Source organism: Xanthobacter sp. SG618, from assembly GCF_012932745.1.
In the GTDB taxonomy this organism is placed as follows: domain Bacteria; phylum Pseudomonadota; class Alphaproteobacteria; order Rhizobiales; family Xanthobacteraceae; genus Xanthobacter; species Xanthobacter flavus.
In genome coordinates, this window is record NZ_JABBHL010000002.1 from 497,086 (window position 1) to 523,569 (window position 26,484).

Here is a 26,484-nt window from a genome sequence, read left to right on the forward strand (position 1 = left end):
AAGGCTTTCAATAGCCGCGGCTGCGTTCGACGAGGCCGATCATCGGCTCGCCCGCGGCGTGGCGACGGAGGTTTTCGAGCAGGCTGACCACGGCGGTCTCCGGCCGGGTGAGACTTGCCACGTGCGGGGTCAGCAGGATGCGCGGATGGCTCCAGAACGGATGCTCCGGCGGCAGGGGCTCCGGCTCCGTAACATCGAGCACCGCCGCCGAGAGCCTGCCGGCATCAAGGGCGGCGATGAGGTCCGTTGCGACCACATGGCCACCGCGCCCCGCATTGACGATGCGGGCGCCCGCCGGCAGTTGAGCAAACAGGCGGGCATCGAGAATGCCCCGCGTCTCGGCGGTGAGCGGCAGCAGGCAGACGAGGATGTCGGTGCGGGCAAGGAACGGGGCGAGCCCGGCCTCGCCGGTGAAGGTCTCCACGTTCGGGATATCCCGCGGCGAACGGCTCCAGCCCGCGAGCGGAAAGCCGAATGTCGCGAGGCCCCCAAGCGCCGCCTGACCCAGCGAGCCGAGCCCCATGACGCCGACGCGCCGTTGCGCCGCCGGCGTTTCATAGTGCGGCACCCAGAGGTTCCGCTTCTGCTGGTCGATATAGGTCGGCAGGTCGCGGTGGAGCGCGAGCACCGCCATGGTCACATACTCGACCATGCCCTCGACGATGCCGGGCTCCACCATGCGCACCACGGGAATGCCCGGCGGGATACGGGTGAGGTCGAGATGATCCACGCCGGCACCGGTGGAGAAGATCACTTCGAGGTTCGGAAACGTCGCCGCCAGATCCACCCGCACATCCCAGACGGCGACCCAGCGGATGTCGGCCGGGTCTCCCATGTCGGGCCAGATGCGCACGTCGATATCCGGCGCCATTTCGCCGATCAGCCGGCGCCAGACTTCGCCGCGGGCGGGATCGGCCATGTAGAGGAGTGCCATGGGCAGGACCTGACGGAGTGAGGGGGCGGGATCAGGAAACGGCAACCCACAGCTTGCGCACGGTCTCGAGCGTTTGCCAGGTCCCGACGAAGCCCGGCCGCAGCACGAAGGTGTCGCCCGCGCTGAAGCGGCGCGGGGTGCCGCCATCCTCGGTCAACACCACGACGCCCGACAGGATGGTGCAATATTCCCAGGTCTCGCCCTTGATGGAGCGCGTGACGCCCGGCGTCGCCTCCCAGATGCCGGTGCGGATATCCTTGTGGCCGGCCGCCGCGATCTCCCAGGTCTTGTAGCTCGGATCACCGGCGATCAGCCGGTCGGGCACGGGCTTGCTCTCGCGCGCGGGTCCGGGGGCGGCAAGGTCGAAGGCGATGAGGTTGCTCATGGGTCGCGGTTCCAGGCGGCAGATGGGGACTGCAATGGGAGAGCGGGCGCCGGCCGGATTGGGCCGCCGCCACGCAGATGCGGGGCGTGCGCGGTCTCAGGCGTCGGCGTTCTTGCGCGGCGCGGTCCGTGCGCTGAGGGAGACGAGGATCACCATGAGGAAGGAAATCGCGGTCAAAAGGGTGCTGATGGCGGCGATGGTGGGATCGATTTCGTCGCGCAGCGCCGTGAACATGCGCTTGGTGAGCGTCTGGTATTCGCCGCCAGAGATGAAGATGGCGACCACCGTCTCGTCCAGCGCCGATATGAAGGCGAACAGCAGGCCCGAGATGACGCTGGGGCGGATCTGCGGCAGCGTCACGATGAAGAAGGTGCGCAGCCGGTTCATGCCGAGGCTGCGCGACACCATCTCCTGCGCCGGATCGAACTTCCTGAGGCCCGTCAGCACCGAGATGATGACGAACGGCAGGCCGAGCATGACGTTGGCGAGGATCAGGCCGCTCATGGTCGCGAGCAGTCCGACATTGGCATAGACGAAAAAGACGCCGACGGCCGTGATCACGATCGGCACGACGAGGGGCAGGAGCAGCACCACCTGCAGGCTGCGCACCAGGCGCGACGTGCTGAGGTTCAGCGCGTAGGCCGCCGCCGTTCCCAGCACCGTGGCGATGATCGCGCTCGACACAGCGAGGATCAGGCTGACCCGCGTCGCCTGCATCCAGGCGGCGCTTTCAAGATAGGCCTCATACCAGCGCAACGACCAAGAAGGCGGCGGGAAGGCGAGGAAGCGGGCGCCCGAGAAGGACATGGGCACGATGATGAGGACGGGGACCATCAGCCAGACCAGGATGAGGCCCACCGCCACGTAGAGGATGATGCGGGAGAGGGACATGATCAGCGCGCCCCCATGATGCGTTCGAACGGGATGATGAGGCTCGCCAGCCGGAAGACGAGGAAGACGCAGGCGAGCAGCACGATGCTGATGGAGGAGGCGGCGCCCCACTCGTTGTAGACCTCGATATTCCGCGAGACGAGCATGGAGACCATGTAGGTCCGCCCGCCGCCCAGCAGCTCCGGGGTGATATAGAAGCCGAGCGTCAGCACGAAGACGAGGACCATGCCGGCCACGACGCCGGGCAGCGACAGGGGCAGAAACACCCGCGTGAAGACATAGAACGGCGTGCCGCCAAGGCTCGCGCCGGCCATGGTGAGTTCAGCCGGGATCTTCTGCATGGTGGCGTAGAGCGGCAGCACCATGAAGGGCAGGAGGATGTGCACCGTCGCGATCACGGTGCCGAACTCGTTGTTGACGAGCGCCAGCGGGTTTTGGATCAGCCCGAAATCGGTCAGCACCGAGTTCACGAGGCCGCGCCGCTGCAGCAGGATCAGCCAGGCGTAGGCCCGCACCAGAACGCTGGTCCAGAACGGCAGGATGACCATCGCGAGGATGAAGATGCTCCATCGCCGCGATGCGCCGGCGGCCACATAGGCGATGGGATAACCGAGAAGCACGGTCGCCGCGGTGACGATGAAGGCGATGCGGAAGGTCTGCAGGAAGGTCGTCCAGTAGACGGCATCACTGAAGAACCGCGCATAGTGCGCCAGCGTGAAGGCGCCGTCCTGGCGCACCGACTGCCAGACGAGCCAGCACAGCGGCACGATGAGCAGGCAGCCGACCACGGCAAGCGAGGGCGCGAGCAGCAGCAGGACGAGACGCTGTTCCTGCCTCTTGTGGACGACCGACGGATCAGATGACGATGCCGACATGGCAAGCTCCTGGAGCAGTCTTGTGGAGCATTCTTGCGGGGCGGGCGCTGGCCCGCCACGCGAGGTGCATGGCCGCATGGGCCGGATCGCTTCACGGCATTCGCGGCGAGTGTGAAGCGATCCGGGGCCGCAGGCCTACTTCTGGACGAAGCCAGCCCAGCGCTTGATGGCGTCTTCGCCGGCGGGCGAGGCCCACCAGGCCTGCGACACCAGCACCTGCTTGGCCGCGTTCTCCGGCGCGCTCGGCATCTGGGTCGCGCGCTCGGGCGAGATCTTGCCGGTGGCATAGGCGGCCGGGTTGCCCGGACCGTAGTCGATATAAGCGGGGAAGTTCGCCTGGATGTCCGGCGTCATGGCGGCGTTCACGAACTTGTAGGCGGTCTCGAGGTTCGGTGCGCCCTTCACGATACACAGGGACGTTTCCTGCAGCAGGCCCTGGTTGAAGGTGAAGCTCACCGGAGCCCCTTCCTTCATCACCGCGGCGACACGACCGTTCCAGGCCATCTCCATGTCGATCTCGCCATCCGCCAGGAGCTGGGCCGATTGGGCGCCGGAGGTCCACCACACCGTGATGTGCGGCTTGATCTGCTCCAGCTTCTTGAAGGCCCGGTCCACATCGAGCGGATAGAGCTTGTCGGCCGGCACGCCATCGGCGAGCAAGGCGGCTTCCATGGTGGCCTGCGGATGGTTGCGCAGGGCACGGGTGCCGGGGAAGGCCTTCACGTCCCAGAAGTCCGCCCAGGTCTGCGGCGCCTTGCTGGCGAACTTCTTCTTGTTGTAGGCGAGCACCGAGGAATAGAACTCGTAGGCCACCGAATACGGCGTCTTGTATTGTGCCGGCATGGACGCCGCGGCGGGAATCTTGGAGAAATCGAGCTTCTCGACCATGCCCTGGTCGCCGCCGCGGACGCAGATGGTGGTCGGCGCGTCGATGACATCCCAGATGGGCTTGCCGGTGGCGGCCTGGGTCTTCAGGACCGGCCAGGCATCCGGGGCGCTGTCCTGGTTGATGGTGATGCCCAGCAGCTTGGCGGCGGGGTTGAGGATGGCCTTGGTCTGGGCCTCCTGATACGCGCCGCCCTGCGAGACGAAGGTGATCTGCTCTGCAGAGGCGGTCGCCACCGACAGGGCCAGAGCCGCGGTCATCACCGGGATCGAGACTGAAAAGCGCATGCCTTTTCTCCTCTTGGCCGCTTCGGGCCCTTGCCTTCTGGAAGCCGTCTGCTCGTCCGCCGTCATCTTCCGATGGCGTCGAGGAATTGATAGGCCCCTGCGACCAGCCGCACCGCGGGCTCGCGCAGGGCATAGAACGGAATGGGGTGCAGCGGCTGCCGGGTGATGAGGCCGAGATCCGGCTGGCGCCCCGTCACCAGGTCGGCGACATGCCTTCCGATGCCGGAGGCCAGCGCGACGCCGGTGCCGTTATAGCCCACGCTGTAGACCACCCGGTCGTCGAGCCGTCCGAGATGGGGGAGACTGTCCAGCGTCATGGCGACGAGGCCGGACCAGCGGTGCGTCACCTTCACCTGAGCAAGCTCGGGGAACTGCCGCACCATCGCCTTTTCCAGCGCGGTGAACGCGCTTTCCCGATCGGTCTTCCCGAAGGCGCCGCGGCCGCCATAGAGCAGGCGATCGCCGGCCTTCCGGAACCAGCGCATCATGCGCCGGGTCTCGGTGTAGCTGCGTCCAGTGCGCAGCAGATGCGCGCCGGGTGTGCCGGTGAGCGGCTCGGTCGCGATCATGGCGGAACGGAACGGGATGATGGAGGTGCGCACGGCGGCGGTGGCGGGCGTCAGGTCCGAATAGGAATTGGTGGCGATCACCACCTGCCGCGCGGTGATGCACGCCGCCGGCGTCTCGATCACCACGCCCGCCCCCTCGCGGCGCAGGCTCAGGACGGGCGAGCGCTCATGGATGGCGATCCCCGCCGCCTTAAGCCCGACGGCGAGGCCGAGCACGTAATTGAGCGGGTGGACGACCCCACCATGGGTGTTCAGCATGCCGCCGGTGAAGCCATGGGAGCCCGTCTCCGCGGCGACCTCTTCTGCGCTCAGGATGGAGATCGCCGTGTCTGCGAGCGCACTGCGCAGCCACTCGGCTTCGGTCTTGAGCTGTTCGAGCGTATGCGCATTGTGGGCGCAGCGCAGCGAGCCGGTGGGCTGGTAGTCCGCCCCCTCGATGCCCAGCTCCGCGATGATCTCGCCCACATGCGCGATGGCCTCAAGCCCGAGATCGTGCATCCGGCGGGCCGTCTCGATGCCATGCCGGCTGGCGATGTCGCGGAAGCCCAGCCGGAACTTGCCGGAGACCACGCCGCCGTTGCGCCCGCTGGCGCCCCAGCCGACGACGTTGGCCTCCAGCACCACCGGCGACAGCCCGGCCTTGGACAGATAGTGAGCGGTGGTGAGGCCGGTATAGCCGCCACCGATCACTGCCACGTCGAAACTCTGGTCCCCGCTCGCGCTCGCAAATGCGGGACGCGCGACCGAAGTCGCCTGCCACAGCGAGGGGATGTCGGTCGGGAGCGCGGGGGTGACCATGAGGTTTTGCCTTCTCGCTCAGGCGGCTGCGCGCGCGGTGTCGAGTTCCGCGTCCACGGCATCGGCGAGCTGCTTCAGCGTGGAGAAGTGGAAGTCCGGCTTGGTCAGCACCTTCGGGTCGGGCGTGCCGCCGAAGCCCTTCAGGCCCTGGCGCCGCTCGATCCAGCAGGTCGTGTAGCCCTCGGCTTTGGCGACGCCGATGTCGTGATACTGGCTCTGCGCCACGTGCAGGATTTCCGACTGGCGGAAGCCGTGCGCGGACTGGCGCCCCTTGTTGAAGGCGAAGAAGCGCGGATCCGGCTTGGCGCAGCCCGTCTCGTCGCACGTCACGCTGTCGTGGAAGGGGTTCTCAAGGGTCGCCGAATAGGCCGAGAAGGCCGTCCGGTCGGCATTGGTCATGGCGACCAGGCGGAAGTTCTTGCGCAGCCGGCGCAGGGCATCCACCGAATCCGCGAAGGCCGGCCAGCGCAGGACGGCGAGCTGGAAGGCCTCCGCGGTGGCCTCGTCGTTCTGGAAGCCCCGTTCGGCGGCGAGGGAGAGATAGACGTCCTTCATGGCGAAGGAGGAGCGGCCATAGAACTTGTCGCGGCCGCGCTTGTAGGGCTCGAAGATGTCGTCGTCGCTGGCCGCCGCCGCCTTCGGACCGCCCAGCGCGCGCACGGCGTTCAGGACACCCGTCTCGAAGTCGATGAGCGTGCCGACCACGTCGAACGTCAGGACCTTGAACTGAGAGAGCTTCATCTTACGCTTTCCTTGTGGACGTCGAATTGGGGAGCGGGGTCTCAGGGCGCCTGAGGCACCACGATGGTGTCGTCCGGATGCAGCCGGACGGCGATGCGTTCGCCCGGCGACTTCATCCGGGACCGGTTTTCGTGATTGCTCGGCACCCTCAGGCTCAGGCGGGCGCCGTGGTCCAGATCCACGAAGATGCGCACGCTCTCGCCCTGGTAGAGCGTTTCCGAAACGGTGCCGGAGAGGATGTTCGCGGAGGTGTCCGCGCCGTCCTGCACCACCGTGAGCTTCTCGGAGTGCACGGCCAGGAACAGCTTCAGATTGTGCGGGATCGGCCGCGCCGAGACGATGCGCGTGCCCCCGAGGTCCACCGAACGGTCGTCGATGCGCGACACCGGTAAGAGCGTCGCTTCGCCGATAAAGCCGGCGACGAAGGAATCCACCGGATGGTCGTGCAGCCGCTCCGGCGCATCCACTTGGACCACACGCCCCTTGTTCATGATGGCGATGCGGTCGCTCATGGTGAGCGCCTCGCGCTGGTCGTGGGTCACGTAGATGATGGTGGCGGCAAGCTGGCGGTGCAGGTGCTTGAGCTCGATCTGCATCGTCTCGCGCAACTGCTTGTCGAGGGCCGAAAGCGGCTCGTCCATCAGGATCAGCCGCGGCTCGAAGATCATGGCCCGGGCAAGCGCGACGCGCTGGCGCTGGCCCCCCGACAGTTCATGGATCTTGCGGTCGCCGAACCCGCCCAGCTCCGTCATCTCCAGCGCCGCCTTGAGCTTGGCCGGCCATTCGGACTTCGGCATGCGGCGGGCGCGAAGCGGAAAGGTCACGTTCTCGGCGACGCTCATGTGCGGGAAGAGCGCGTAGTTCTGGAACACGATGCCGATGTCGCGCTTGTGCGGCGGGGCGAAGGTGATGTCCCGCTCGCCAAGAAACACCGACCCGGAGGTCGGCTGGACGAAGCCGCCGAGGATGCCGAGCAAGGTCGTCTTGCCCGACCCGGACGGTCCGAGCACGGAGACGAATTCGCCGGGCGCCACCTCGAGACTGACGTCATCAAGGGCGCAGAACCCGGCGTAGCGTTTGGTGGCGTTCCGGATGGATACGCCGACTGTTCCGGAAGATGCAGGCCTAATCATCGTGCCCCGCTCTGAAAAGCAACGCGGCAACGTTACATCGCATGTGTCACCGGACGAACAGGCCCGCGCGCTGGCGCAAGCCGATCCGTGATCGCGATGCCGTCCCCTGTGTCTCTGGCTTTTATCGGCCCTTGTGGACCTTCGTTGCGGCGTAGAAGACCAATCTTGCGCGCCGGGTTCAATTGAAAAAAAATCCCGGCTAAGTTACATCATGTAAATGCGTAAAATCCGCCTCGCCTTGCCGTCCATGAATGGCTTCTTCACGTTCGAGGCTGCGGCCCGCTGCGGCAGCTTCGCCCGCGCCGCCGGCGAGCTGAATGTCACGCCCGCCGCCGTCAGCCGCATGATCGGCCGGCTTGAGGACCACATCGGCACCGCGCTGTTCAACCGCCTGCCCGGTGGCGTGACGCTCACCGAGCCCGGGCTCATTCTCTACGAAGCCATCTCGCGGGGATTTTCCGGCATCGAGCACGCTTTGCGCGAAATCGAGGACCGCAATGCCGGCGTGGATACCGTGACCCTCTCGGTCTCGACCGGTTTCACTACGCACTGGATCATGCCGCGGATGGCCGAGCTGAAGCGGACCTTCCCGACCGTGGAGCTTCGGTTCGAACTCATCATGTCCGCCTTGACGGGACCGGTCACCGACGTCGATCTCGGCATGCGCTTCGTGAACGGGCCGGACGAGCGGCACGAGGCGGCCTACATCATGCCCGAGACACTCCTGCCCATCTGCAGCCCCGGCTACAGCGAGGCCCACCGCGGGCCGATGAAGTCGACGGAAGAAACCCTCATCTTCCTGAGCGAAGCACAGCCCGACTGGTCGCACCTCTTCTTTCCCGAGGCGTCACAGTCGGCGATCAATTCCATGATCTTCTCGGACTACGCCATCGTCGTGCAGGCCGCTTTGCTGGGGCAGGGCGTGGCGCTGGGCTGGCTGAACGTGATCTGCCACTGGCTGCGCAACAAGATGCTCATCCCCGCCAGCCCGCGCCTCATGACGACCGGGCGGCACTGCCAGTTCGTGCGCTCGCGCGACAAGGCCACGCGCGCGATCGTCACCGAGGTGCGAGACTGGATCATCGCCCGCATCCAGGAGGACATCGCGGTGGTCGCGGACCTCCATCCGGAACTCGGCCTCGATGCGGTGCTGGAACAGGGGGCGCGTCAGGTGACGTCCAGGAGCTGATCCGGCAGCGGATGCGGGATGGCGCGCTGGCTGTATGAGGTTGGGGTTCGAGGTTATTGGGTTCAGGCCGGGCCAGGCGCGGCTGGCGCATCAATCCCTCACCCGCCGAAGCGCCCGATGCGCGGGACAGCCTCCCATGTCTCAGAGCCCCCCCAACAGCCCCCGCCGCATTGCTCCGCCCACGCGCTGCGCAATCGCGGGCGCCAGTATCGCCGCAGAGAACGACGCGACGGAGCCTCAGCTCATTGGCGATCTATGGAGACGGGAGAGCCCAAAGCAGGCCGCCGCTTACGGGAAGAAGGCCACCGCAAGCGCCTTTCCGGCGACGCCATGCACCACTTGGTGCCGGCAAACGGTGAGCTGATCTTTCCCACTCCTCCCCACCGTATGCGGCCGGGAACGCAGCACAAAAACAATCAATGTTTTCGGGTGCTCAGAGAGTGGGTGGTGCCAGGAGAGGACTCGAATTAATTCATTATCATTTTGATTTGAATGCATAAATTTTAGTGTGGATAATGTCGACGCCTACGAATATGCCTACGCGATAGGTTGCAGAAGGGGTTCGATGCCTCTTTTGAAATAATCTTGCGCAAATTTGCCCTCGCGCGCACGAGAGCATGAGGGGCCTGAAGCCCCTCCCCTACCCCTTCTCGGCCTTCGCCGCCGCAACTTTCTCGCCCTGGAGGCGCAGGATGACTTCGACCTGCTGAACCGCGATGGCCAGCTCGTAATCGTCCAGATTGTTCACGGCCGACACCATGCGGTCGATCAGCTTCGAGCGCTCCGTCGGCTCGGGTAGGTCTTCAGGCTCGCGCTTCACGCCGAGCAGCGCATCGGGCGTCGTGCCCAGCGCCTTCGATATCTTCACCAGCGTCGCCAAGTCCGGCTCCCTCGCCCCGCTCACATAATGGAAGTAGCGACGCTCGTTCAGGCCGGCCCGGCGGGCGGCTTCGGCGTTGGAGAGATTGAGCGCCGCGGCACGGGCTCGAAGATTGGCTGCGAAGAGATCCATGAGAACAAAATGTTCATGGCACCCCTTGTGCCGTCTACGAACAAAATGTATATTAATAGTTGTCCATTATGTGCACAAGCGCAACCATGAAACTCTCAGCCAATTTCCATAATGCGACGCTCGCAGCTGTCATTCTCGCCGCTTTCGGTCCAGCGCCCGCCATGGCCCAGCGCGGCGTCGAGTTCGGCTACAAGGACCGCATCTTCGAGCAAAAATACCTGCTGCCGGACGGCCTGAACGCGTTTGAGGTCCAGAACTATCTGCTGATGTCCGGTCTTCGGGCGATGGCCACGACCGGGGGAAGCGGCTTCGACAGCCGTGTCCTGGAGGCCGCAGGCGGGACCTGCGCCAACCTGTTCATCAACGGCCAGTTGCTCCCGGACCGGACACCAGCCCAAACATCCATCGACCGGATGCCCAGGTCGCGGGAGCCGCAAAGTCCGGAAGAGTTGGCGCGCCGGCCGGCTTCGAACGACGAGCTGTGTAGTGCCCAGATGAGGCTGTTCCAGATTGCCTTCACCGACAGCATGTCCATGGACCATCAGCTCGCTGGCCTCGCAAAATCCATGCGGACCCGCTTCGCAGGCGAATGGGTATCGCCGTCGGAGATGGCCGACCCGAAGGTGCAGCACGCAGCGGCCGTCCTGCGCAGCATTGTCGATAAGCTCTCTCGCCTTGAAGAGCATGACATCGAAGCGCCCACTGAGGTATCTGGTGGCACATTCGTGGAGGCCGCGGGAGCGGTCCCATCGGCCCGGCGCCTTCTGCTCGCCGCGAAGGCCGATCCGCTGGCTTTGACAGGTATGACGCTCGCCTGTCGACGGCGGAGGAAGGCGCTGTCGCTGCCCTGACCGAACAGGCGGTACGGAAAGAGGCCGAAGAGAAGCAGTCCCGTGAGGAGCGATTGCGGGCCGAAGAGGCGGCGCGCCAGGTCGAGCGCCGGCAGCAGGAAGAGCAGGAAGCCAGGCGGCGTGCTGAACGCGACCGGGCAGACGAGATTGAGCGGCTGGAGTATCAGCGCACTGAGTTGGATAGGACCGTCCACTTCTACCGCACCCGTCTGAAATTCGAGGACAAGGGCAGCGATGGGGTTCGGCTTCGAGGGCTACTGAACGCGGCGTTGACCGAACGGGCCGAGGTCGAGCTCCGGCTCATGAAGGCCAAGGGCATCACGACGGAGCAGCCGCCTCAGCAGAGACCACAAGCCTCTGCATCCCCGTCCCCTTCACCGCAGCCGGAACCTGTGGCCTCTGACGACTGCCAGCAAGGCCGCACCTGCCGGGTCATTGAGGTCACGCTGTTCTGCCGCACGCCGCAGCAGATGGCCGCGATCCTGTCGCAGCGGCCGGGTCCTGCCCGCCGGCAGACGCTTACGGCCTTCACCGCCTCGGGCGACTGCCGGAAGGTCGGCCCCGGCGCGACGTTGGCCTGGACGGCACCCATCGCAAAGATCCAGCCACAGGGCGAGGCCGAGGCAGAACTCGTGCCGGGCGCCCTCGCCGATGGCTCTGCCGGCTTCATGCTCAAGGACGGCGTCATTGCGCCGACCGCCAGCGCCGCGCGCTGAGCATCCCGTTTCACATCACATCATTGGGGGATCACATGAAGGTCGCGTTCAAGAACCCGAAGACGGGTGAGTTGAAGGCTGTGAAGATCGGCTTCAGCTGGGTGCTGGTGTTGTTCTCCGGGGTTTTCGGCCTGCCGCTGTTCCTGCGCCAGCTCTATGGCCTCGGCGCCTTCATGGCGGCTTGGCGAGTCTTCGTCATTCTGATCAGCATCATCCCCATGAGCGCCGACGCGCGCGAGGGTCTCGTGCCGCTGCTGTTCGTTGTCGACGTGGGGCTGGTGGTCTGGCTCGGCCTCAAGGGCAACGAGTACACGGGCAAGAACTTGCTCAACCACGGCTGGGTCTTCGCCAAGCCCGACAGCCTCGAAGCTCAGTTCGCCGCGTCCCGCTGGGGGATCGAGCTGTCTGCTGCTGCGGCCTTATAACGGCAACCGAAGGGGGACAGTCATGACGGCCAGCAGAGGCGCCCCCGGCGTCTACCGCCACAAACCCGTGTTTGTGGCGGCCTTGCTTTCGGTTGCGATCACATCTGTCGGCGCGGTCGCGCAGTCGGCTCAGATGCCCTTCTCCGCTCTTCCAAGCGATGTCGTCGACACGGTGCGGCAGATCCACCACGCGTGCGAGCAAGAGGGCTAAGCCCTCTTTTGCGCCCCCGCCGCTCAACCAACTCCCGCCCTTCTGAAAAATCGCACTGCGCTCCGCACATCCTGCGGATAGATTGGCCTAAGGAGGTTTTGACCAGCGGACCACGTGCCGGGAACACGGAGGATGACGATGACCATCGATATCCAGATCAGCGACCGCCTACTTACCGAGTTCGAGCGCCAGCAGAAGTATCTGGCCCAGCAGGCGCTTCGCCTCATCCAGTCGGACAAGCGGCTGGTGGACGCTGCGATGCTAGCGGGCATCAGCCGCTTCGTGCTCCACCGTCGCATCGACCAGCATAGCGCCAAATGTCCCGCGGCGGTGCGATCGTGATCGGCGCCCGCGGTTCGCTTCGGTGCGCAACCTTCGCGTCCGCACTCGCGGCTCAGCGATCTTACCTAGAGGAGGGCGGTACGCGCTCAAAGTTCGGGCTTATCGTACCGGAAGCTTTCGTCCGCGGCATCCGCGACCTCGGCTATCGGAGCAACGGCAATGCGCTAGCTGAACTGATCGATAATTCAATTCAAGCGTATGCCGACCGCGTAGACGTCTTGTTCGGCTTCGGAGGCGGCTCGGTCAAGAAGCCCTCCCAACTGGCCGTCTTGGACAACGGCCACGGCATGGACCCCGGTATGATCCGCATGGCGGTGATGTGGGGCGGCACTCATCGCGAGAACAATCGCAACGGGCTCGGACGATATGGCTACGGTCTACCCTGTGCCTCGGTCAGCCTCGGTCGGCGCTTCACCGTCTATTCGGCAGTGGACAACGGCCTCATCCACGCAGTGACGGTGGACCTCGATCTTCTCACCGCTGGTGACTACACAAACCGGTCGGGCGAGATCATAGTGCCGCCCGCGCAGCCGGCCGAACTACCGGCGTTCATCGCCGAAGCAGTCGCATCCACCTACCCCACCGGCTGGAGATCGGGGACCATCATCCTCATTGAAAAACTCGACCGTCTCGAGTGGACGACGGCGCTGGGACTACGAGAAAATCTCTGCCGCCAGTTCGGCGTTACATACCATAAGCTGCGGGGCGGTGCCGCATTATATGTGGACCGACAGTACGTCGATCCAATCGACCCGCTGTTCGTCACCTCGGGGTTCAGGTTCCATGACAGCGACGAGGATAGGGCCGTGTCTCTCGACCCTGTTACGGTTGAGGCCCGCAATCCCGACGACGGCACATACCTAGGCACCGTCACGCTGCGTTACGCGTGGCTTCCGCCGAGTTTCGGCTCGATCGACAAGGCGCGGGACGCGGTGGGTATGAACGCCAACGATCGCTTTCCCATCATGAAAGACTATCACGGCGTTATTTTCAGCCGAAACGGGCGCCTGATCGATGTGCAGACTCGGACCCCCTGGGCGACCTTCATCAACAACGACCGCTACATCAGGGTGGAAGTCGAGTTCTCAGCCACCCTCGACGAGGCATTTGGAGTCACCACGTCGAAGCAGCAGGTGACCCTGTCACCCTTCGCGTGGGAACTATTGTTGCAGGCGGGCCTACCGAAGGCGATCGAGCAACTTAGGGCCAAGGTCAAAGACGCCAAACTCGACCGTCGCGCCCGTGTCCTTTCGCCGTCGCCGGGCGAACGTCGCTTGTCGGAGCGTGCCATGGGCATTCCGGCGCCGTTGCCGGAAGAGCAAGGAAACCTCAATTTGCGCTCGCCACGTTATCGTACGGTGCTGGAGCGGAGGCCGGACGAACCGTTTTTCCAGATCGACTACACAAGCGGCGGTCGAACGCTGCGGCTCAACACGGCGCATCGCTTCTTCAGCGACGTCTATGATGCGCCGACTGTCACTCCCGAACTGCGGGCGGCGTTAGAGGTAATGCTTTTCGCGTTTGGCGACGCCGTGCTGGACGGTGCAGCAAGCCGAGCCGACCCGACAGAGCAATTGTCACCTTGGTCGAAGCGCCTTAACCAAGCGCTTGAAATGCTTGCTCTACATCTGCTTTCCAGTGAAGCCGGGGACATTGGGGCGGGCGTTTGGGGCGATGCCCGCTAGCAGTTCGAGTACGATCGGCCATAAAATAGACGGGGGGTAGTCGAGCCCTTGGGCATTTCTGGAGGTCGGGTGACAGCGGATAAGAATCTGTACGGTCCTGGACGGCACCGGCTCTTCTCGCCCCATCTGGCGCCGGGAGAGCGCGACCGACTGCACGACGTACTCGACTTTGGAAGCAGCGTTCCGCCCAGCTTTGCTAATGAACTCCGTTCGCTCGCACGGCGGTTCGTCGATGATGGCGACAGCCTCAAGTTGCGCGCCATCTGCCTACTCATCGCGGACTTGCACGAGCAGGGTTGGCAGATCGATTTTGCCCAGGGTCGGATTACCTTCGCTCCGCCGGGTATCGGGCGCGAGAACAAGCAGAGCATCGAGGACATCAAACAGCGTGTGCGCGCTTCCTTGCAGGCCGCCCGTCAGCGGCAACTCGCCGAGCCGTCGGTTCAACAGTTTCTCACCCGTATGGAGCGGCGCACCGCTCGCACCGCTGGTCGATGTTCGGTGCTGGATCTGGTAGACAACGGTGCCGACCTCGCTCGGGAATTGCGATCGATTCTGCATCTCAGCGACGCCGACCGAGAAGCGGCCCTCGGCCGGCTTTTCGACCCGGTCGTGGAAATCTGCGAGGCGGGGGCGAAGTGCCCAGACACTGGACTCGCCCTGACCGACATCTGGAGATACTTCCGGCATACATGGGCTCATGAGTACCGCGCGACTCCTGGTCGCCAGATGCTCGTACTGATTCGGAACGCTGCGAGGCCACTACGGCCGATCATGGGCATCGCCATGCTGGCTAGTCCGGTCATGCGCCTTGCCTGCCGGGACATGTGGATAGGTTGGTTACGGGACGCCGCGCAGAACCACGTGCAGACTGGGCGGTGGGACGCCGCCGCACTCGGCGCCGCTCTTTCCGGCCGCGTTTCCGACTCCCTGCAGGGGATACGATCTGATGACTTGGTGACGGGTAAGGAAATCAGATGGCCGTCCGAGGCGGTGTGCCTTCGCCTTGAACAGCGGGCGGCCGGAGCCGCGGCGGCGCGGGCGGCTCAATTACGGCGGCACTTCGAGGAGCACCGTGGCGAAGACGGCCGCGTGAAGCCTCATCGGGGCGAGGTAAAGAGCGCGGGCGACGATATCGACTGGAAGCGGGCCTCAGACGACCTGCTCTTCGTGCGAAAGCGCGCTGAGAATTTGTCTCAATTGCTCTTCGCTAAGCGCATTTTTACAGCGGCACGCCTGGAGCGCGATCCAGTGTCCGGGCTGGAAGGTTTGTTCACTTCGAGTACTGGACAGCGCGCTCTCGACATTGCTTTTGCGGAATTCCGCAAAGCCGGATTGTCCAGCCAGATCGCCGATGTGAGCATCTGCGGCGCCGTGCACCCTTACAATCAACTCCTCGGTGGAAAGCTGGTGGCGCTGCTGCTAGCGTCGCGCGAGATCGCCGATGCATACGCGCAGCGCTATGGTGGACAAGTCAGCGTCATTGCCTCGCAGATGGCGGGCCGCCCGATTACCAAACCAGCCGACTTGCGTATCTTGACGACCACTTCGCTCTATGGTGTTGGCTCCAGTCAGTACAATCGTCTAACCCTTTCACGTCGGGATCACCCTGAACTTGACCACGATCTACGCTGGGGTGCGATCGGAGAGAGCCTGACTGGGGGGTTCGGAACACTCCACCTCGGCGCCGAAACGGCCCAGGCACTTCGCAGCATGGCGCTTCTTCGCCACGACGCGCGCAGGGTGAATAATCGGTTTGGTGAGGGAACGAGCCCACGGCTTCGGGAGATTCGCGAGGGCCTCGATGCCCTTGGATTGAAGAGTGACGCGATCCTGCATCACGCCACGCCTCGGTTGTTCTACGCCTGTGAACTCGACCCAAACGCGCGTGACGCGCTCATGGGACTTGCAGACGTCGACACTCGATCCGCTGACGTCCGCAGCGTAGCCGCCGCGTGGCGTCGACGTTGGCTCAGTAAGCGCGTTCTGCGGGAGGAGACGCTCGCTAATTTATCGCCGCTTGGTCCCACAAGCGTGCTCGCTCTCCTTCACGCTGATGCAGACGGCCAACTGAGCCTTCCAATCGGCCCCTGATCTGCCGCGAGACCCAACAGCGTCGAGTAGCGTCAACGCCAATTTCGCAGCGGATTCCCATCGATCGATGGCAGGCCATAAGCTAAAGTGGTAAAGGCGCGCGCTTCCTCGGATCAGTAGCGGGATCGCAACGGCCTCCTCGTCGGTTTCGCGGGCGCGCCTCCTCGCTGTCAAGGGCGAAGCGGTCTAGCCTCGGCGACTGTTGTGCCGCCCTCGCCCTTGCGGTCGTTGTCGCCGAGTCCGATGGCCTGGTGGAAGGTGAGCCTGTCTTGGCTGGAAAAGCCGTGCTCTATGACGGCGCCCCTGGGCAATTGGACGTCCTTCAACTCGGCGATGATCTGGTTGGTGATGTTGCATAGAGGCTCATCCAGTCGGCACCTGGGTGAGCGGAGGCTGCGTGTCTGGCATCGCGGATCTCCTCGATGGGCGCCGGGAACCTCTCTCCCAGCACTCGACCCGTCACGACGAATCCGGCCGCGCTTTCACTCCCCGCGGGCATTGCGAGGTCTCACATCGGGAGACTAGCATTCCTAAATATTTCCCGCATAGATACACGTGGGGTTAATGTGCACGCGCGCCAAATTAGGACTCGCGCAGTTGGTGGGGGGCAAGGTTGAACGATCATATATGGCGGACCCGCAGTGCGGTCGCTCGGTAGCGCATCGCACGCCGGCTGGGGCGAGACCCTTGGTGGTTGGCAGAAACGTCTCGAGGCGCACTTCGCCGCACTCGCTGAAGCGCGGCGCGCGAACGGTCTTCCAGTTTTCGCCATTGAACACGGTCTTAACGCGGACGAACGAAGCATCGTCGGAAAGTTGCTCAACAGGTCGCTGGGTAGCGAAGAAGCCGGACAGTCCTGGCTCGTCTGGGTCATTTACGCCGCCGAACAGGGCTACGAATATGACGGCGATGAATACTGGACGACATTCGAGCGACGAACGCCAGAGTGGCGGAATTTTGTCGATCGCCGCCAACTGCGTCGTTGGTTCGGACGGTTTCATAAGAAGTATGCAGGTCTGAGGCCAACAGGAGCCTGGGCCTCCTGGTTCTCGATCATAGCCTGGCCCATTACGCACGCGCTGTTGCCGCGAGATCTGCAATCTCATCTCGCTCGTGCGCTGTATCACTGGCGCTATCCGCTCGCGAAAATGCTCGGCGACGATCCCGCCAGGATCGGTCGCTTCCTGGCCGGCGTATCGCACGATGCTCCGTCTCGTTTCCGCAACTTCCTCGAACAAGAAGAAATCGCGGGTCGGATAGTTCTGGCGCTGTTGGTAGGGCGGACGGAGGCCGTTGCCCAGTTCGTGCTGCCGGTCACGCTCGAGCGGATCGTTGCCGATCTTCAAAAGGCGAGTGCGGCGCGGGCCTGGCTCAGGGACGCACGACAAGTAGTCGAGCGCTATCAACTCAAGGGAACAGCGCGTCAGATTTCGGGAAGTTCTGGCAACGCATCTGCGCCGCGAATCGCGGTTGCCGCGGCCCAGCCCTATATCCGGCCGGCCCTGACACTGCGGCGTGCCGCCCCTGGCGAATGGAAGCCTTGGATCGAACTCCCATCGCTGCGGCCGATCGCCGATCTTTCCCCCGAGTTCGGCGCGTATCTGCGGCGGGCGCGATGCAGTGTTGGCGGCTCGCCGGGGCTGATGCCACCCGGCTGGTTGATGTTGGGAGATCAACGGCGCCTTCTCGCGTCGTGGCCGGCTGCCGATCGGCCAATCGTTCAGTTCAGCGATCCGCCGCCAATGCTGGCGCAACTGCTGGCCGCGGACGGGTGCATCACAACAGGGCCGATCTGGCTATTTCGCGTTGGAGCGGATGGACTGGCGCGTCAAGTCATCGGGCGGATGGTGAGGCCGGGCCAAAGTTATGTGCTCGTTTCTGATGCCCCAATAGCGACGGGGCAGATCGGTGCGCCCGTCACGGTCGTGGTCACCGGCGCAACGGCCATCGGCTTCGACCTGCCTCCGCATCTCTCAGAGGATGCAATCACGACACTGCGCGCCATGGGCCTTGGCGTCGGACAGTCAATACGGATCGCGCCGGCTGGTCTGGAAGCACGGCGCTGGGATGGCGAAGGATTCGCCGAATGGACGGAAGGCGAGAACCCGTGCCTTTCTCTCGAAGCCGATCATTCGGTCAGAGCCTATGCCGTTCAGTTCGATGGGGGTGCCGTACTGGAGGTCCCGGCGAACGGGGGGTCCCCGATCTTTCTGAAGCTTACTGACTTGGATGTTGGCCCGCACACGCTGTCCGTAGAAGCGCGATCGCAGATTGGCGATGCGCCAAAGGCGGCGGCCGGCTACATCGCGCTGACCGTTCGGCCGCCCGAGCCGTGGATTGCGGGAACGACGAACCACAGCGGCCTGGCGATCACCGCCGAACCTGCCGAGCCAAGCCTTGACCAGTTCTGGAAGGGCGAGGTGAACATCCAGGCGCTCGGTCCCGCCCAGCAGCAGGTTCGCATTTGCGTGGAGTTGCTTGATGCTGCCGGCAGCATTCTTGCGACGGAACAGGTCGCGGCCCTTCCGCTGCCGATAACCAGAGAGACTTGGGTGCGCGCGTTGTCCGGGTTCCTAAAGAGGGAAACCGATCCGTGGGCCTATCTTACGGCGACATCAGGTCGGCTCGTTATCGACGGTGACGCGAGCGGGTGTTGGCGGATGCCGCTTCATCGCGAGGTGGCGCCCCTGCGGTGGGTCTGGCATCGCGGTGCTAATCGAACGGCATTACGCCTCATAGACGACCATGGTGGTAACGATCCCGTCGTCGCGCAGCTTTTTTCATTTGCACGACCCGCAAGCGCGATCGAACTCAACGCAAAAGACCTGGAGGCAGACTTCTACCCCAGTGAGCAAGGAGGTCTGTGTGTCGCCTCCTACGGAAACAGAACGGAAGCGCTTGTCGTCAGCATGCCGCAGACCCTCGGCAGTTTGTCTGGCCTGGTGATCGCGCCGGAGATTGCCGTGAACACCGGCAGCGAGGATCCGATCGGGCAACTGTCGGCATTAATGGAACTCTGGCGGGGCGCAAAGCTCGTCGGACCTCTCGTGGCCTCACGCCAACAGGCGGTCATCAAAACGTTTGAGCGGAGATTGGCAGCACTTCTGTTCGGCGCAGACTGGGCGGCGGCAGAGGCTCGATATTCGCAATCGCAGAAGGGTCCAAAAGACCTGAAGGACCTAGGGTCGCAGATGGGAGCACCGCCGGCATTCAATTTTGTCATCGCCCGGGACATAGAGAAGTTTCGCTCCATGCCGCTGGCAAAACGCATCGCGGAAGTCGAGGCATTGGCTCAGCGCTACAGCACGGTTCCCCACGGCGCCGCCGCCGCGTCTTTTGCAATCGCGGGGTGGCTCGATGAGGGTGGACCTTGGACCGACGGACTCACGGCACATTTGAGCGCACTCAGAGCGGTGCCGTTCATGCTCCGCGCAGCGCGATTGCTTAGCATTGCAACACCGGCCGGTTCGCAGTTGGACTCCGGGGAGCATGATCGCCAATGATCAGCGTTGTCTCGTCCGCTGCTGTTATAGAGTCCGCCCGGGAAGCATTGCAACTGCCCGTCGGCGTCGGCACCGATGATGCGTATTGGATTGCTACGCTGCGCCGATTGGCGGGCTATCATTGCCCGTGTTCACCACGCACGCTGATCGCATCGGTCATCGAAAGCCATCGCAACATCGTCGCGATTGATGACAGTTTCACCGACCAGATCGAGCGCTTGCTTGATGCTCTGGTTGCGGTGGGGGACCTTCTGGAACTCAGTGACGTCACGACGCTGGACGAGACCGTCAAGGCGAGTTGGTTGTTTGCCGCTCCACCGACTTTCATCATTCACCCATCGGGGACTGCGTTCCTCGCGGGGCTGGCAAGCGACGATCCATTGCCGCTGCCGGCTGAACTGCGAGAACGGGTGAAGGCCCGCGGGGCGAGACGGACGATCGCGGCGCTTGAGGGCGAAGATCTTTCTGTTCTGCTCGACGGCATCGGATTCCGGCAATTGTCGCTCGACAACTGGCTGAAGATGCCGAAGCAGGAAGATGCCGGTACCCTGCTCGCGAACATGGATGCCAAGCTCCGGGCGCGATCGCCAATTTCCGATACGACGGATATGCGCATCCTCGACTGGACGGTGGAAACGCGGCGCTACCGGGATCGCTGGCGCGCGCCTCTGCGCCAGACCGGTTCGTTCATCCTTCGCCGACCGCAAGCCTACGGTGCGGACTTGTGGGCATACGGCCGGTTCAATGTCGGCGAACTCGAAGCCTTGATCGATCTGCCGCTCCCCGGCAGCCGTTGGCGAGCTTGTGACAGCGCGTGGCGGATTCAGCTGGCCCTCGACGCGCGCGCGGGTCGACCTCAGCGCTATCGCGTTCGCCAGACTGACGGATACGCGGAGTTCGACTTCTTTTTTCCTCTGCCGAGTTGGGCGCGGCGGCGCCTCACGGTCGTGGGTGAAGAACTCAGGCCTGAGAATTGCCTGATGTCGTTTCGGGTGCCCGCAAATCAAGCGGATCCAGAACGGACATTTCTGCGCGATTATCTCTATTTCGAATCTGAAGAATAGCGGGGCAAGGGGCAGATGGCGCGGACGATTCAAGAGACGATCGACGAACTGCATTCGTCGCTCAAAGATTACATCGAGGCAACCTATCACATCGGGGATGCGGCGCTCATCGAGCAGCGCCGAACACTGCTCGACCGTGCTGGCGTCACCCATCAGATTCCTTATCTGGAATCGACCCCCAAATATCAGGTCGGACAGAGGTTCGCAGATATCGCGGGTCTTCCACCCGCGGCCCTGGCCGTCTACGCCGCGCTCGCAAAACGGGACGGCGACAACGCGCGGCTCCTGTTCGATCCGCCCTATCGCCATCAGGGCGATGCGATCCGTCATGCGCTGATCGATGGCAATAACATCGTGATCATGACCGGTACCGGTTCAGGTAAGACGGAATCGTTTCTGCTGCCGATCCTCGGCAAGTTTGCACGCGAAGCGGCCGAGCATCCAGAGGCGTTCCGCGATCAGCGGGGCGCTCGTGCACTGCTGCTCTACCCCATGAATGCTCTCGTAAACGACCAGTTGGGCCGGTTGCGCGCCATCTTTGGCGACCCACGGCTGGTCAAGTTGTTCAGCGAGTGGGCCGGTCGGCCGCCCACCTTTGCGCGCTATACGAGCCGCACACCCTATGCCGGTGTCAGATCGGGAAAACGAGACAGCAAGAAACTCGCGTCGTTCGAGAGCTTCTATGTCGAGATCGAGCGCCAAGCTTCTGGTCCAGCTTCAGACGACCAGAAGCGCGCGGCGAAGCTGCGCCGCCAGTTGCAAGAACGTGGAAAATGGCCAGCCAAGCCCGATCTCGAAAAATGGTTTGGCGCCAAGGGCACGGACTGGGTCAATCGCAAGACCGGTGAACCTCTTCGCGCCGTGACGTTACCCGATGACAGTGAACTGATCACCCGCCACGAAGCGCAAGCCGCGGCCCCCGATCTTCTCGTCACCAACTATTCGATGCTCGAATACATGCTGATGCGTCCGATTGAACGGACGATTTTCGACCAGACCAGTGCATGGCTCGCCAAAAACCCGGACGAGAAGTTCACCGTCGTTCTGGACGAAGCTCACCTTTATCGAGGCGCCGCTGGGGCAGAGGTCGGCCTGCTCCTCCGCCGCTTGCGCGCCCGGCTCGGCATTCCCGTCAAGCGCTTCCAGGTCATCTGCGCGACCGCCAGCTTTTCGGACACGGCCAAAGGGGGCGAGTTCGGTGCACAATTGTCCGGTGCGCCGGTTGAGAGTTTCCTGCCCGTGGTCGGTGACCTCGATTTGCGATCACATGCTGCTCCCGGTACGGCCGCGGATGCCGAAGTTCTCGCGGCAATCGATCTCGACAAGTTCTATTCGCCAGACGAGGCCGAACGCCGGGCCGCCGTCGCGCCACTTCTAGCGCACCGACACGTGGCTCAATCTGCGGATCTGGAGAAGAGTCTGTTCGTGGCGCTTGAAACCTTTGCACCACTGGGTCTGCTCGTGAACATGACGATGAAGGCGGCGCGCGCGGTGGCCGATCTGGGAGCAGCGCTGTTTCCAGATGCCCCCGACCTTGCAAACCGAGCCGTAACATCGCTGCTCGCGCTCGGCAGCGTAGCGCGAGAGTCAGCGGACGCGGCCGGCCTTCTGCCTTGCCGGATTCACAACTTCTATCGCGGACTGCCCGGCCTGTGGGTGTGCATGGATCCCGAATGTTCAGAGGTCGCGCCGGAGAATCGGTCGGGGGTGTGCGGTCGTATGTACAGCCAGCCGCGTGAAGTTTGCGGATGTGGTTCGCGGGTGCTGGAATTCTACACCTGCCGCAACTGTGGTGCCGCCCATGCCCGGGCCCACTCGGACGACATCGACATGCCGAGTGCGCTCTGGTCCGAGCCGGGGCGCCGCCTCAAGATGCCAGGGATCGAGACAGCACCACTGCTCGACCTCGATCTGCTCCTGGCTGAACCTCGGCTGACCGATTTCGTCGAATTGGCGGAGTACGACCTCGAGACCGGTCGGCTCAACCCACCAGTTCCCGGTCCGCGCAGCCGCACCGTCTACCTACGGAAGGATCGCACCACGCCGCCGACGGATGAGGACGGCGTGGTGGATGCACGCGCGGAAGTGCGGGGGCAGTTTACGCCCTGCGCAGTGTGCGGCGAGACCGCCGCGTTCGGGCGAACATCGGTGCAAGATCACCAGACCAAAGGCGATCAACCCTTCCAGGCGCTCGTCGCGCGTCAGATTCAGGTCCAGCCACCCGGTCCGCAGGAGGCAACGAGTTTTGCCCCTTTGCGCGGCCGCAAGGTGCTCGTGTTTTCCGACTCGCGCCAGGTCGCGGCGCGTCTGGCACCAAACCTTCAGCTCTACTCGGTCCGCGATGCGTTGCGCTCGTTGATCGTATGGGGGTTCGACAAGCTTCGCCAGCAGCCGATGGTTGCCTCGATGCTCAATCTGGGCGACCTCTACGTAGCCGTAATCCTTGCTTCCAAAGCATTGGGTGTGCGGCTGAGACCCGAATTGAAGCCCGGCGAGACCTTCGCCACGGATACCGAGATCGCTGCGGCCGTGCACGATGGCGCACTGGAGGATTCAGCAAAGCTGATGATGCTGTGGGTGAAGCACCGGAGCGACCCGGTGCCCCAGGCGCTGCTCGATGATATCGTAAAGACAGTCCAGGACCGCTATCTGGGACTCGAAGCCCTGGCCCTCGCTTCGCTTCGTGAGAGCGCCGACAAGGTGACGGCGGTCCACGCGCTGCCCGTCATTCCCGGCCTTGCCGAAACGAACGAGGATAAGATCGGTCTGGCCCGCGCCTGGTTGCGCTGTTGGCGCTCGAATGGCTTCTGGCTGAACGCGATGCCACCGACATGGTATAAGCGTCCGAAAGGGCGTGGCACAAGCGTCCGGGCACAAAAAAGCACGTTCCGGGCCATGCAGCGCGTGATCCCCGACAGCGCCACGCGCAAACTGTTCGATAAGACCTGGCAACAGCCATTGATGTTGATCTTCACCGAAGAGATGGAGAGCGGGTTCAAACGGCTTGTCGGCAAGAATCTCTCTCTCGAACTCGAGGGTTCGTGGGTGCGATGCGGCGATTGCCGGTCGGTTCACCGTCCGATGTCACGGATCGCGCATTGCCTCGATTGCGCCAGCACCAATGTTGCTCCACTCAATCCCTTGGAAGACCCCGTTTTCACCGCGCGCAAGGGGTACTATCGCAACCCCGTCGTGGCGGCACTGACCGATCCCGATCGGAAGCCGATGGCGCTCATCGCTGCAGAACACACTGCCCAATTGAATGCCCCGCAAAGCGAGGACGTGTTCTCGCGCGCCGAGGAGAATGAACTGCTATTCCAGGACGTCGCACTCGACTGGGGAGCGGCAGCCAAGCGATCCACTGCGATCGACGTGCTCTCGAGCACGACGACCATGGAAGTCGGTATCGACATCGGCGCATTGTCGGGCGTCGCCTTGCGCAACATGCCGCCAGGGCGGGCCAACTATCAACAGCGCGCAGGCCGCGCGGGGCGTCGAGGCAATGCGGTCGCGACCGTGGTTGCTTTCGGCAGCGCCGACAGTCACGATGAACACTATTTCAGCCAGCCCGAGGCCATGATCGCTGGCCCTGTCGTCGATCCGAAGCTGACGCTCAACAATGCGGACATCGTACAGCGACATATCCGAGCCTTCCTGCTCCAAAGCTATCACCAGGATAGGGTACCCGGATTCGACCCTGATGCCGATCCGAGCCTCTTCTCCGTGCTGGGCACCGTCGAAGGCTTTAAATCTGGAACCGAAATTCTCAACAGGATGGATTTCGCCAATTGGCTCAAAACGCACGAGGCAGAATTGCGGGCCCGCGTGGCCGACTGGATCCCCAATGAGTTGCAAGATGACGACCGCGAGACCCTCCTGAAGGGGATGGTGCCGGACGTTCTGAAGGCAGTCGATGAGGCATTGAGTTCCAAATCCCTCGGTGGCGAAAAGACCGTCGAGGAGTACCCGGGGGAGGCACCCGAAGTTCCCGAAGAGGAGGGTGAGGAGGCGCCCCCTGAAAAAGCTTTAACGGGTAAGTTGCTTGACCGCTTGCTATACCGCGGCGTACTTCCGCGCTACGCGTTTCCGACCGACGTCGCGACCTTCAACGTCTTTGATATCGATCGCTCGACGTCGTTTCGGCCGGTAATGAAGTTTGCGCCGTCGCAGTCCTTGCCCGTCGCACTGTCGCAGTACGCGCCCGGCAAGACCGTATGGATCTCGGGCAAATGCTACACGTCGGGGGCGATCTATGCGCCGATGCCCAACGACCGTTTCGACGCATGGCAGAATCGACGACTCTATCGGGAGTGTTCGGAGTGCCATTTTGCCGAGACCGTGCCACTCGACTCCGGGCTTAAGCCGGGGGTCGCGCACGATTGTCGTGCATGCGGCAGTGAGGGCACTTTCGGCCCAACCCATTTTTGGATGCGTCCGCCAGGATTTGCGCATCCCGTTTACGAGGAGGAGATGACCTCGCCGGACGACATGCCCGAGACGGCTCACGCGACGCGGGCGAAGCTAACGATGCCTACTCCGGCAGATTATGAGAAGTGGGTACCGGTGAACGATCGGATCCGAGCAATGCCCGATCGCAAACACCTGCTAGTCTCAAATACGGGGCCAAAACAAGAGGGTTACAACTACTGCACCAAGTGCGGGCGGATCGAAGCCTCCGTTGAGGCATCGGCGGCGCTTAGCGGCCCGCACGAGAAGCCGTTTCCGGATGAGAAGGAGCCGCAATGTCCAGGGAGCGGCACGACCCGTGGGCTGGTGCTTGGCACAGATTTCATAACCGACATCGCCCTATTCTCACTTAAGGTTGCCGCACCGCTCACGCTCAAGCCCGGCCTCTACCCCACGGATGTGGCGCTGCGGACGGTCAGTGAAGCGCTGGCCAAGGCTGCGTCCTCCATGCTCCAAATCGAGCCCGGTGAGTTGATGGCTGAGTATCGACCTGCGCTGACCCCGGCGGGGAAGAGCGGGCTCGAAGCGGAGATATTCCTCTATGACACGCTTCCGGGCGGCGCCGGATTCGCCAGTCAAGTCGCGCACTGCGGCAGCGAACTGTTCGAACGGGCACTGACTCTGATGAAGACCTGTCCCGAGGACTGCGACGCGTCCTGCTATCGCTGTCTGCGGAGCTTCAAGAACAAGTTCGAGCATGGGCTGCTTGATCGACACGTTGGGGCGGAACTACTCGACTATCTCATTAGCGGAGAGATGCAGCCATTCAATGCCCGCCGTATCCGGTTCTCGAGTCGTTTGCTTCACCAAGATCTCGAGCGTCAGACGGATGGCGTCGCATTTGCGCTGGATGAGGAAGTTAGAGTACCCGGCATCGGCTCTGTCACGATCCCAATCCTGGCAACGCGCGCTGATGGAAGGCGCTTCGCGATAGCGCTCGCGGGTGCTCTGACCGGCGAGCATCCGGCTGATCCCGCCATCGCAGATATGCGCGAGAGGTGGGGCGAGATACCAGTCATTCCCGTCAACGAATTGCTGGTGCGGGGAAACCTTCCTTCGGCGACCCGACTCGTGCAAAGCGCGCTTAGGGCATAGGCAGGAGGGCCCGTTCTCAATCGTCACCCGGCCCCCGGCGACAACGATCTCGATCGCCGCCGCGCAACGTTGTCGACCGTGCCACTTCGGCCGTGACGGTGCGGCGGACGGCTCAGATGCGGGAACCAGTTCCGAAACAACCACCCCCGGCACGAAAGCCGGGATCATCTCGCTCGCCTCGCGCGCCTCACGGCGCAGGTGAACAGTAGCTGTGGCGACAACGCATGGCGCCGCGCCACGGCACTCACCATGGCTCCAAGCCCAAAGCTCCTGACGACGCCCCGCTCCGGAGAAAACCTCGAACCGGCGCTCCGGCTCCTCGGCGCTAGAT

The 26,484-nt window shown here is 63.5% G+C and carries 19 protein-coding genes; 10 read left to right on the forward strand and 9 right to left on the reverse strand.

The window, feature by feature from the left end:
* Window positions 1-7 precede the first annotated feature (7 nt).
* From FHT36_RS07785 to FHT36_RS07820, 8 genes are all read right to left on the reverse strand, one after another.
* Window positions 8-934: a glyoxylate/hydroxypyruvate reductase A gene (locus FHT36_RS07785; protein ID WP_169121919.1), complete on the reverse strand. Its 927-nt coding sequence runs from the start codon at window positions 932-934 to the stop codon at window positions 8-10.
* 31 nt (window positions 935-965) lie between these two features.
* On the reverse strand, window positions 966-1,319 hold the full coding sequence (locus FHT36_RS07790; RefSeq protein ID WP_169121920.1) for a cupin domain-containing protein: 354 nt from the start codon (window positions 1,317-1,319) through the stop codon (window positions 966-968).
* A gap of 96 nt (window positions 1,320-1,415) precedes the next feature.
* Window positions 1,416-2,210, reverse strand: coding sequence for an ABC transporter permease (locus FHT36_RS07795; protein ID WP_169121921.1), 795 nt, complete (start codon window positions 2,208-2,210; stop codon window positions 1,416-1,418).
* A 2-nt stretch (window positions 2,211-2,212) separates the two neighbouring features.
* A complete protein-coding gene (locus tag FHT36_RS07800; protein ID WP_169121922.1) occupies window positions 2,213-3,085 on the reverse strand; it encodes an ABC transporter permease in 873 nt (290 codons plus the stop codon).
* A gap of 135 nt (window positions 3,086-3,220) precedes the next feature.
* Window positions 3,221-4,258, reverse strand: a complete 1,038-nt coding sequence (locus tag FHT36_RS07805) for an ABC transporter substrate-binding protein (RefSeq protein WP_169121923.1) — start codon at window positions 4,256-4,258, stop codon at window positions 3,221-3,223.
* A 62-nt stretch (window positions 4,259-4,320) separates the two neighbouring features.
* Window positions 4,321-5,625: an FAD-binding oxidoreductase gene (locus FHT36_RS07810; protein WP_169121924.1), complete on the reverse strand. Its 1,305-nt coding sequence runs from the start codon at window positions 5,623-5,625 to the stop codon at window positions 4,321-4,323.
* 18 nt (window positions 5,626-5,643) lie between these two features.
* On the reverse strand, window positions 5,644-6,366 hold the full coding sequence (locus FHT36_RS07815; RefSeq protein ID WP_169121925.1) for an HAD-IA family hydrolase: 723 nt from the start codon (window positions 6,364-6,366) through the stop codon (window positions 5,644-5,646).
* 41 nt (window positions 6,367-6,407) lie between these two features.
* A complete protein-coding gene (locus FHT36_RS07820; protein ID WP_169121926.1) occupies window positions 6,408-7,499 on the reverse strand; it encodes an ABC transporter ATP-binding protein in 1,092 nt (363 codons plus the stop codon).
* 217 nt (window positions 7,500-7,716) lie between these two features.
* Between FHT36_RS07820 and FHT36_RS07825 the strand changes: the two genes are divergently transcribed.
* Window positions 7,717-8,688: a LysR family transcriptional regulator gene (locus FHT36_RS07825; protein WP_169121927.1), complete on the forward strand. Its 972-nt coding sequence runs from the start codon at window positions 7,717-7,719 to the stop codon at window positions 8,686-8,688.
* 640 nt (window positions 8,689-9,328) lie between these two features.
* Here FHT36_RS07825 and FHT36_RS07830 read toward each other — a convergent pair.
* The gene (locus tag FHT36_RS07830) at window positions 9,329-9,700 is read right to left on the reverse strand and encodes a helix-turn-helix domain-containing protein (RefSeq protein ID WP_169121928.1); all 372 of its coding nucleotides are present in this window, start codon (window positions 9,698-9,700) and stop codon (window positions 9,329-9,331) included.
* 86 nt (window positions 9,701-9,786) lie between these two features.
* On the opposite strand from FHT36_RS07830, the gene FHT36_RS07835 reads away from it, so the two are divergent.
* The 9 genes from FHT36_RS07835 to FHT36_RS07875 all read left to right on the forward strand — a co-directional run bounded on the left by FHT36_RS07835 (window position 9,787) and on the right by FHT36_RS07875 (window position 26,153).
* On the forward strand, window positions 9,787-10,551 hold the full coding sequence (locus FHT36_RS07835) for a hypothetical protein (RefSeq protein ID WP_169121929.1): 765 nt from the start codon (window positions 9,787-9,789) through the stop codon (window positions 10,549-10,551).
* Window positions 10,552-10,604: 53 nt separating this feature from the next.
* A complete protein-coding gene (locus FHT36_RS07840) occupies window positions 10,605-11,267 on the forward strand; it encodes a hypothetical protein (RefSeq protein ID WP_169121930.1) in 663 nt (220 codons plus the stop codon).
* 35 nt (window positions 11,268-11,302) lie between these two features.
* The gene (locus FHT36_RS07845; protein WP_169121931.1) at window positions 11,303-11,692 is read left to right on the forward strand and encodes a hypothetical protein; all 390 of its coding nucleotides are present in this window, start codon (window positions 11,303-11,305) and stop codon (window positions 11,690-11,692) included.
* A gap of 349 nt (window positions 11,693-12,041) precedes the next feature.
* On the forward strand, window positions 12,042-12,245 hold the full coding sequence (locus FHT36_RS07850) for a hypothetical protein (protein WP_169121932.1): 204 nt from the start codon (window positions 12,042-12,044) through the stop codon (window positions 12,243-12,245).
* Entirely contained in the window at window positions 12,221-13,930 is a 1,710-nt protein-coding gene (locus FHT36_RS07855; RefSeq protein ID WP_169121933.1) for an ATP-binding protein, read from the forward strand. Before FHT36_RS07850 ends, FHT36_RS07855 begins: the two co-directional genes overlap by 25 nt.
* 69 nt (window positions 13,931-13,999) lie before the next feature.
* On the forward strand, window positions 14,000-16,024 hold the full coding sequence (locus FHT36_RS07860; RefSeq protein ID WP_169121934.1) for a Druantia anti-phage system protein DruA: 2,025 nt from the start codon (window positions 14,000-14,002) through the stop codon (window positions 16,022-16,024).
* Between the two features lie 641 nt (window positions 16,025-16,665).
* Window positions 16,666-19,527: a hypothetical protein gene (locus FHT36_RS07865; RefSeq protein ID WP_169121935.1), complete on the forward strand. Its 2,862-nt coding sequence runs from the start codon at window positions 16,666-16,668 to the stop codon at window positions 19,525-19,527.
* Window positions 19,524-20,591, forward strand: coding sequence for a hypothetical protein (locus tag FHT36_RS07870; RefSeq protein ID WP_169121936.1), 1,068 nt, complete (start codon window positions 19,524-19,526; stop codon window positions 20,589-20,591). Before FHT36_RS07865 ends, FHT36_RS07870 begins: the two co-directional genes overlap by 4 nt.
* Window positions 20,592-20,606: 15 nt before the next feature.
* Window positions 20,607-26,153: a DEAD/DEAH box helicase gene (locus FHT36_RS07875; RefSeq protein ID WP_169121937.1), complete on the forward strand. Its 5,547-nt coding sequence runs from the start codon at window positions 20,607-20,609 to the stop codon at window positions 26,151-26,153.
* Window positions 26,154-26,484 lie beyond the last annotated feature (331 nt).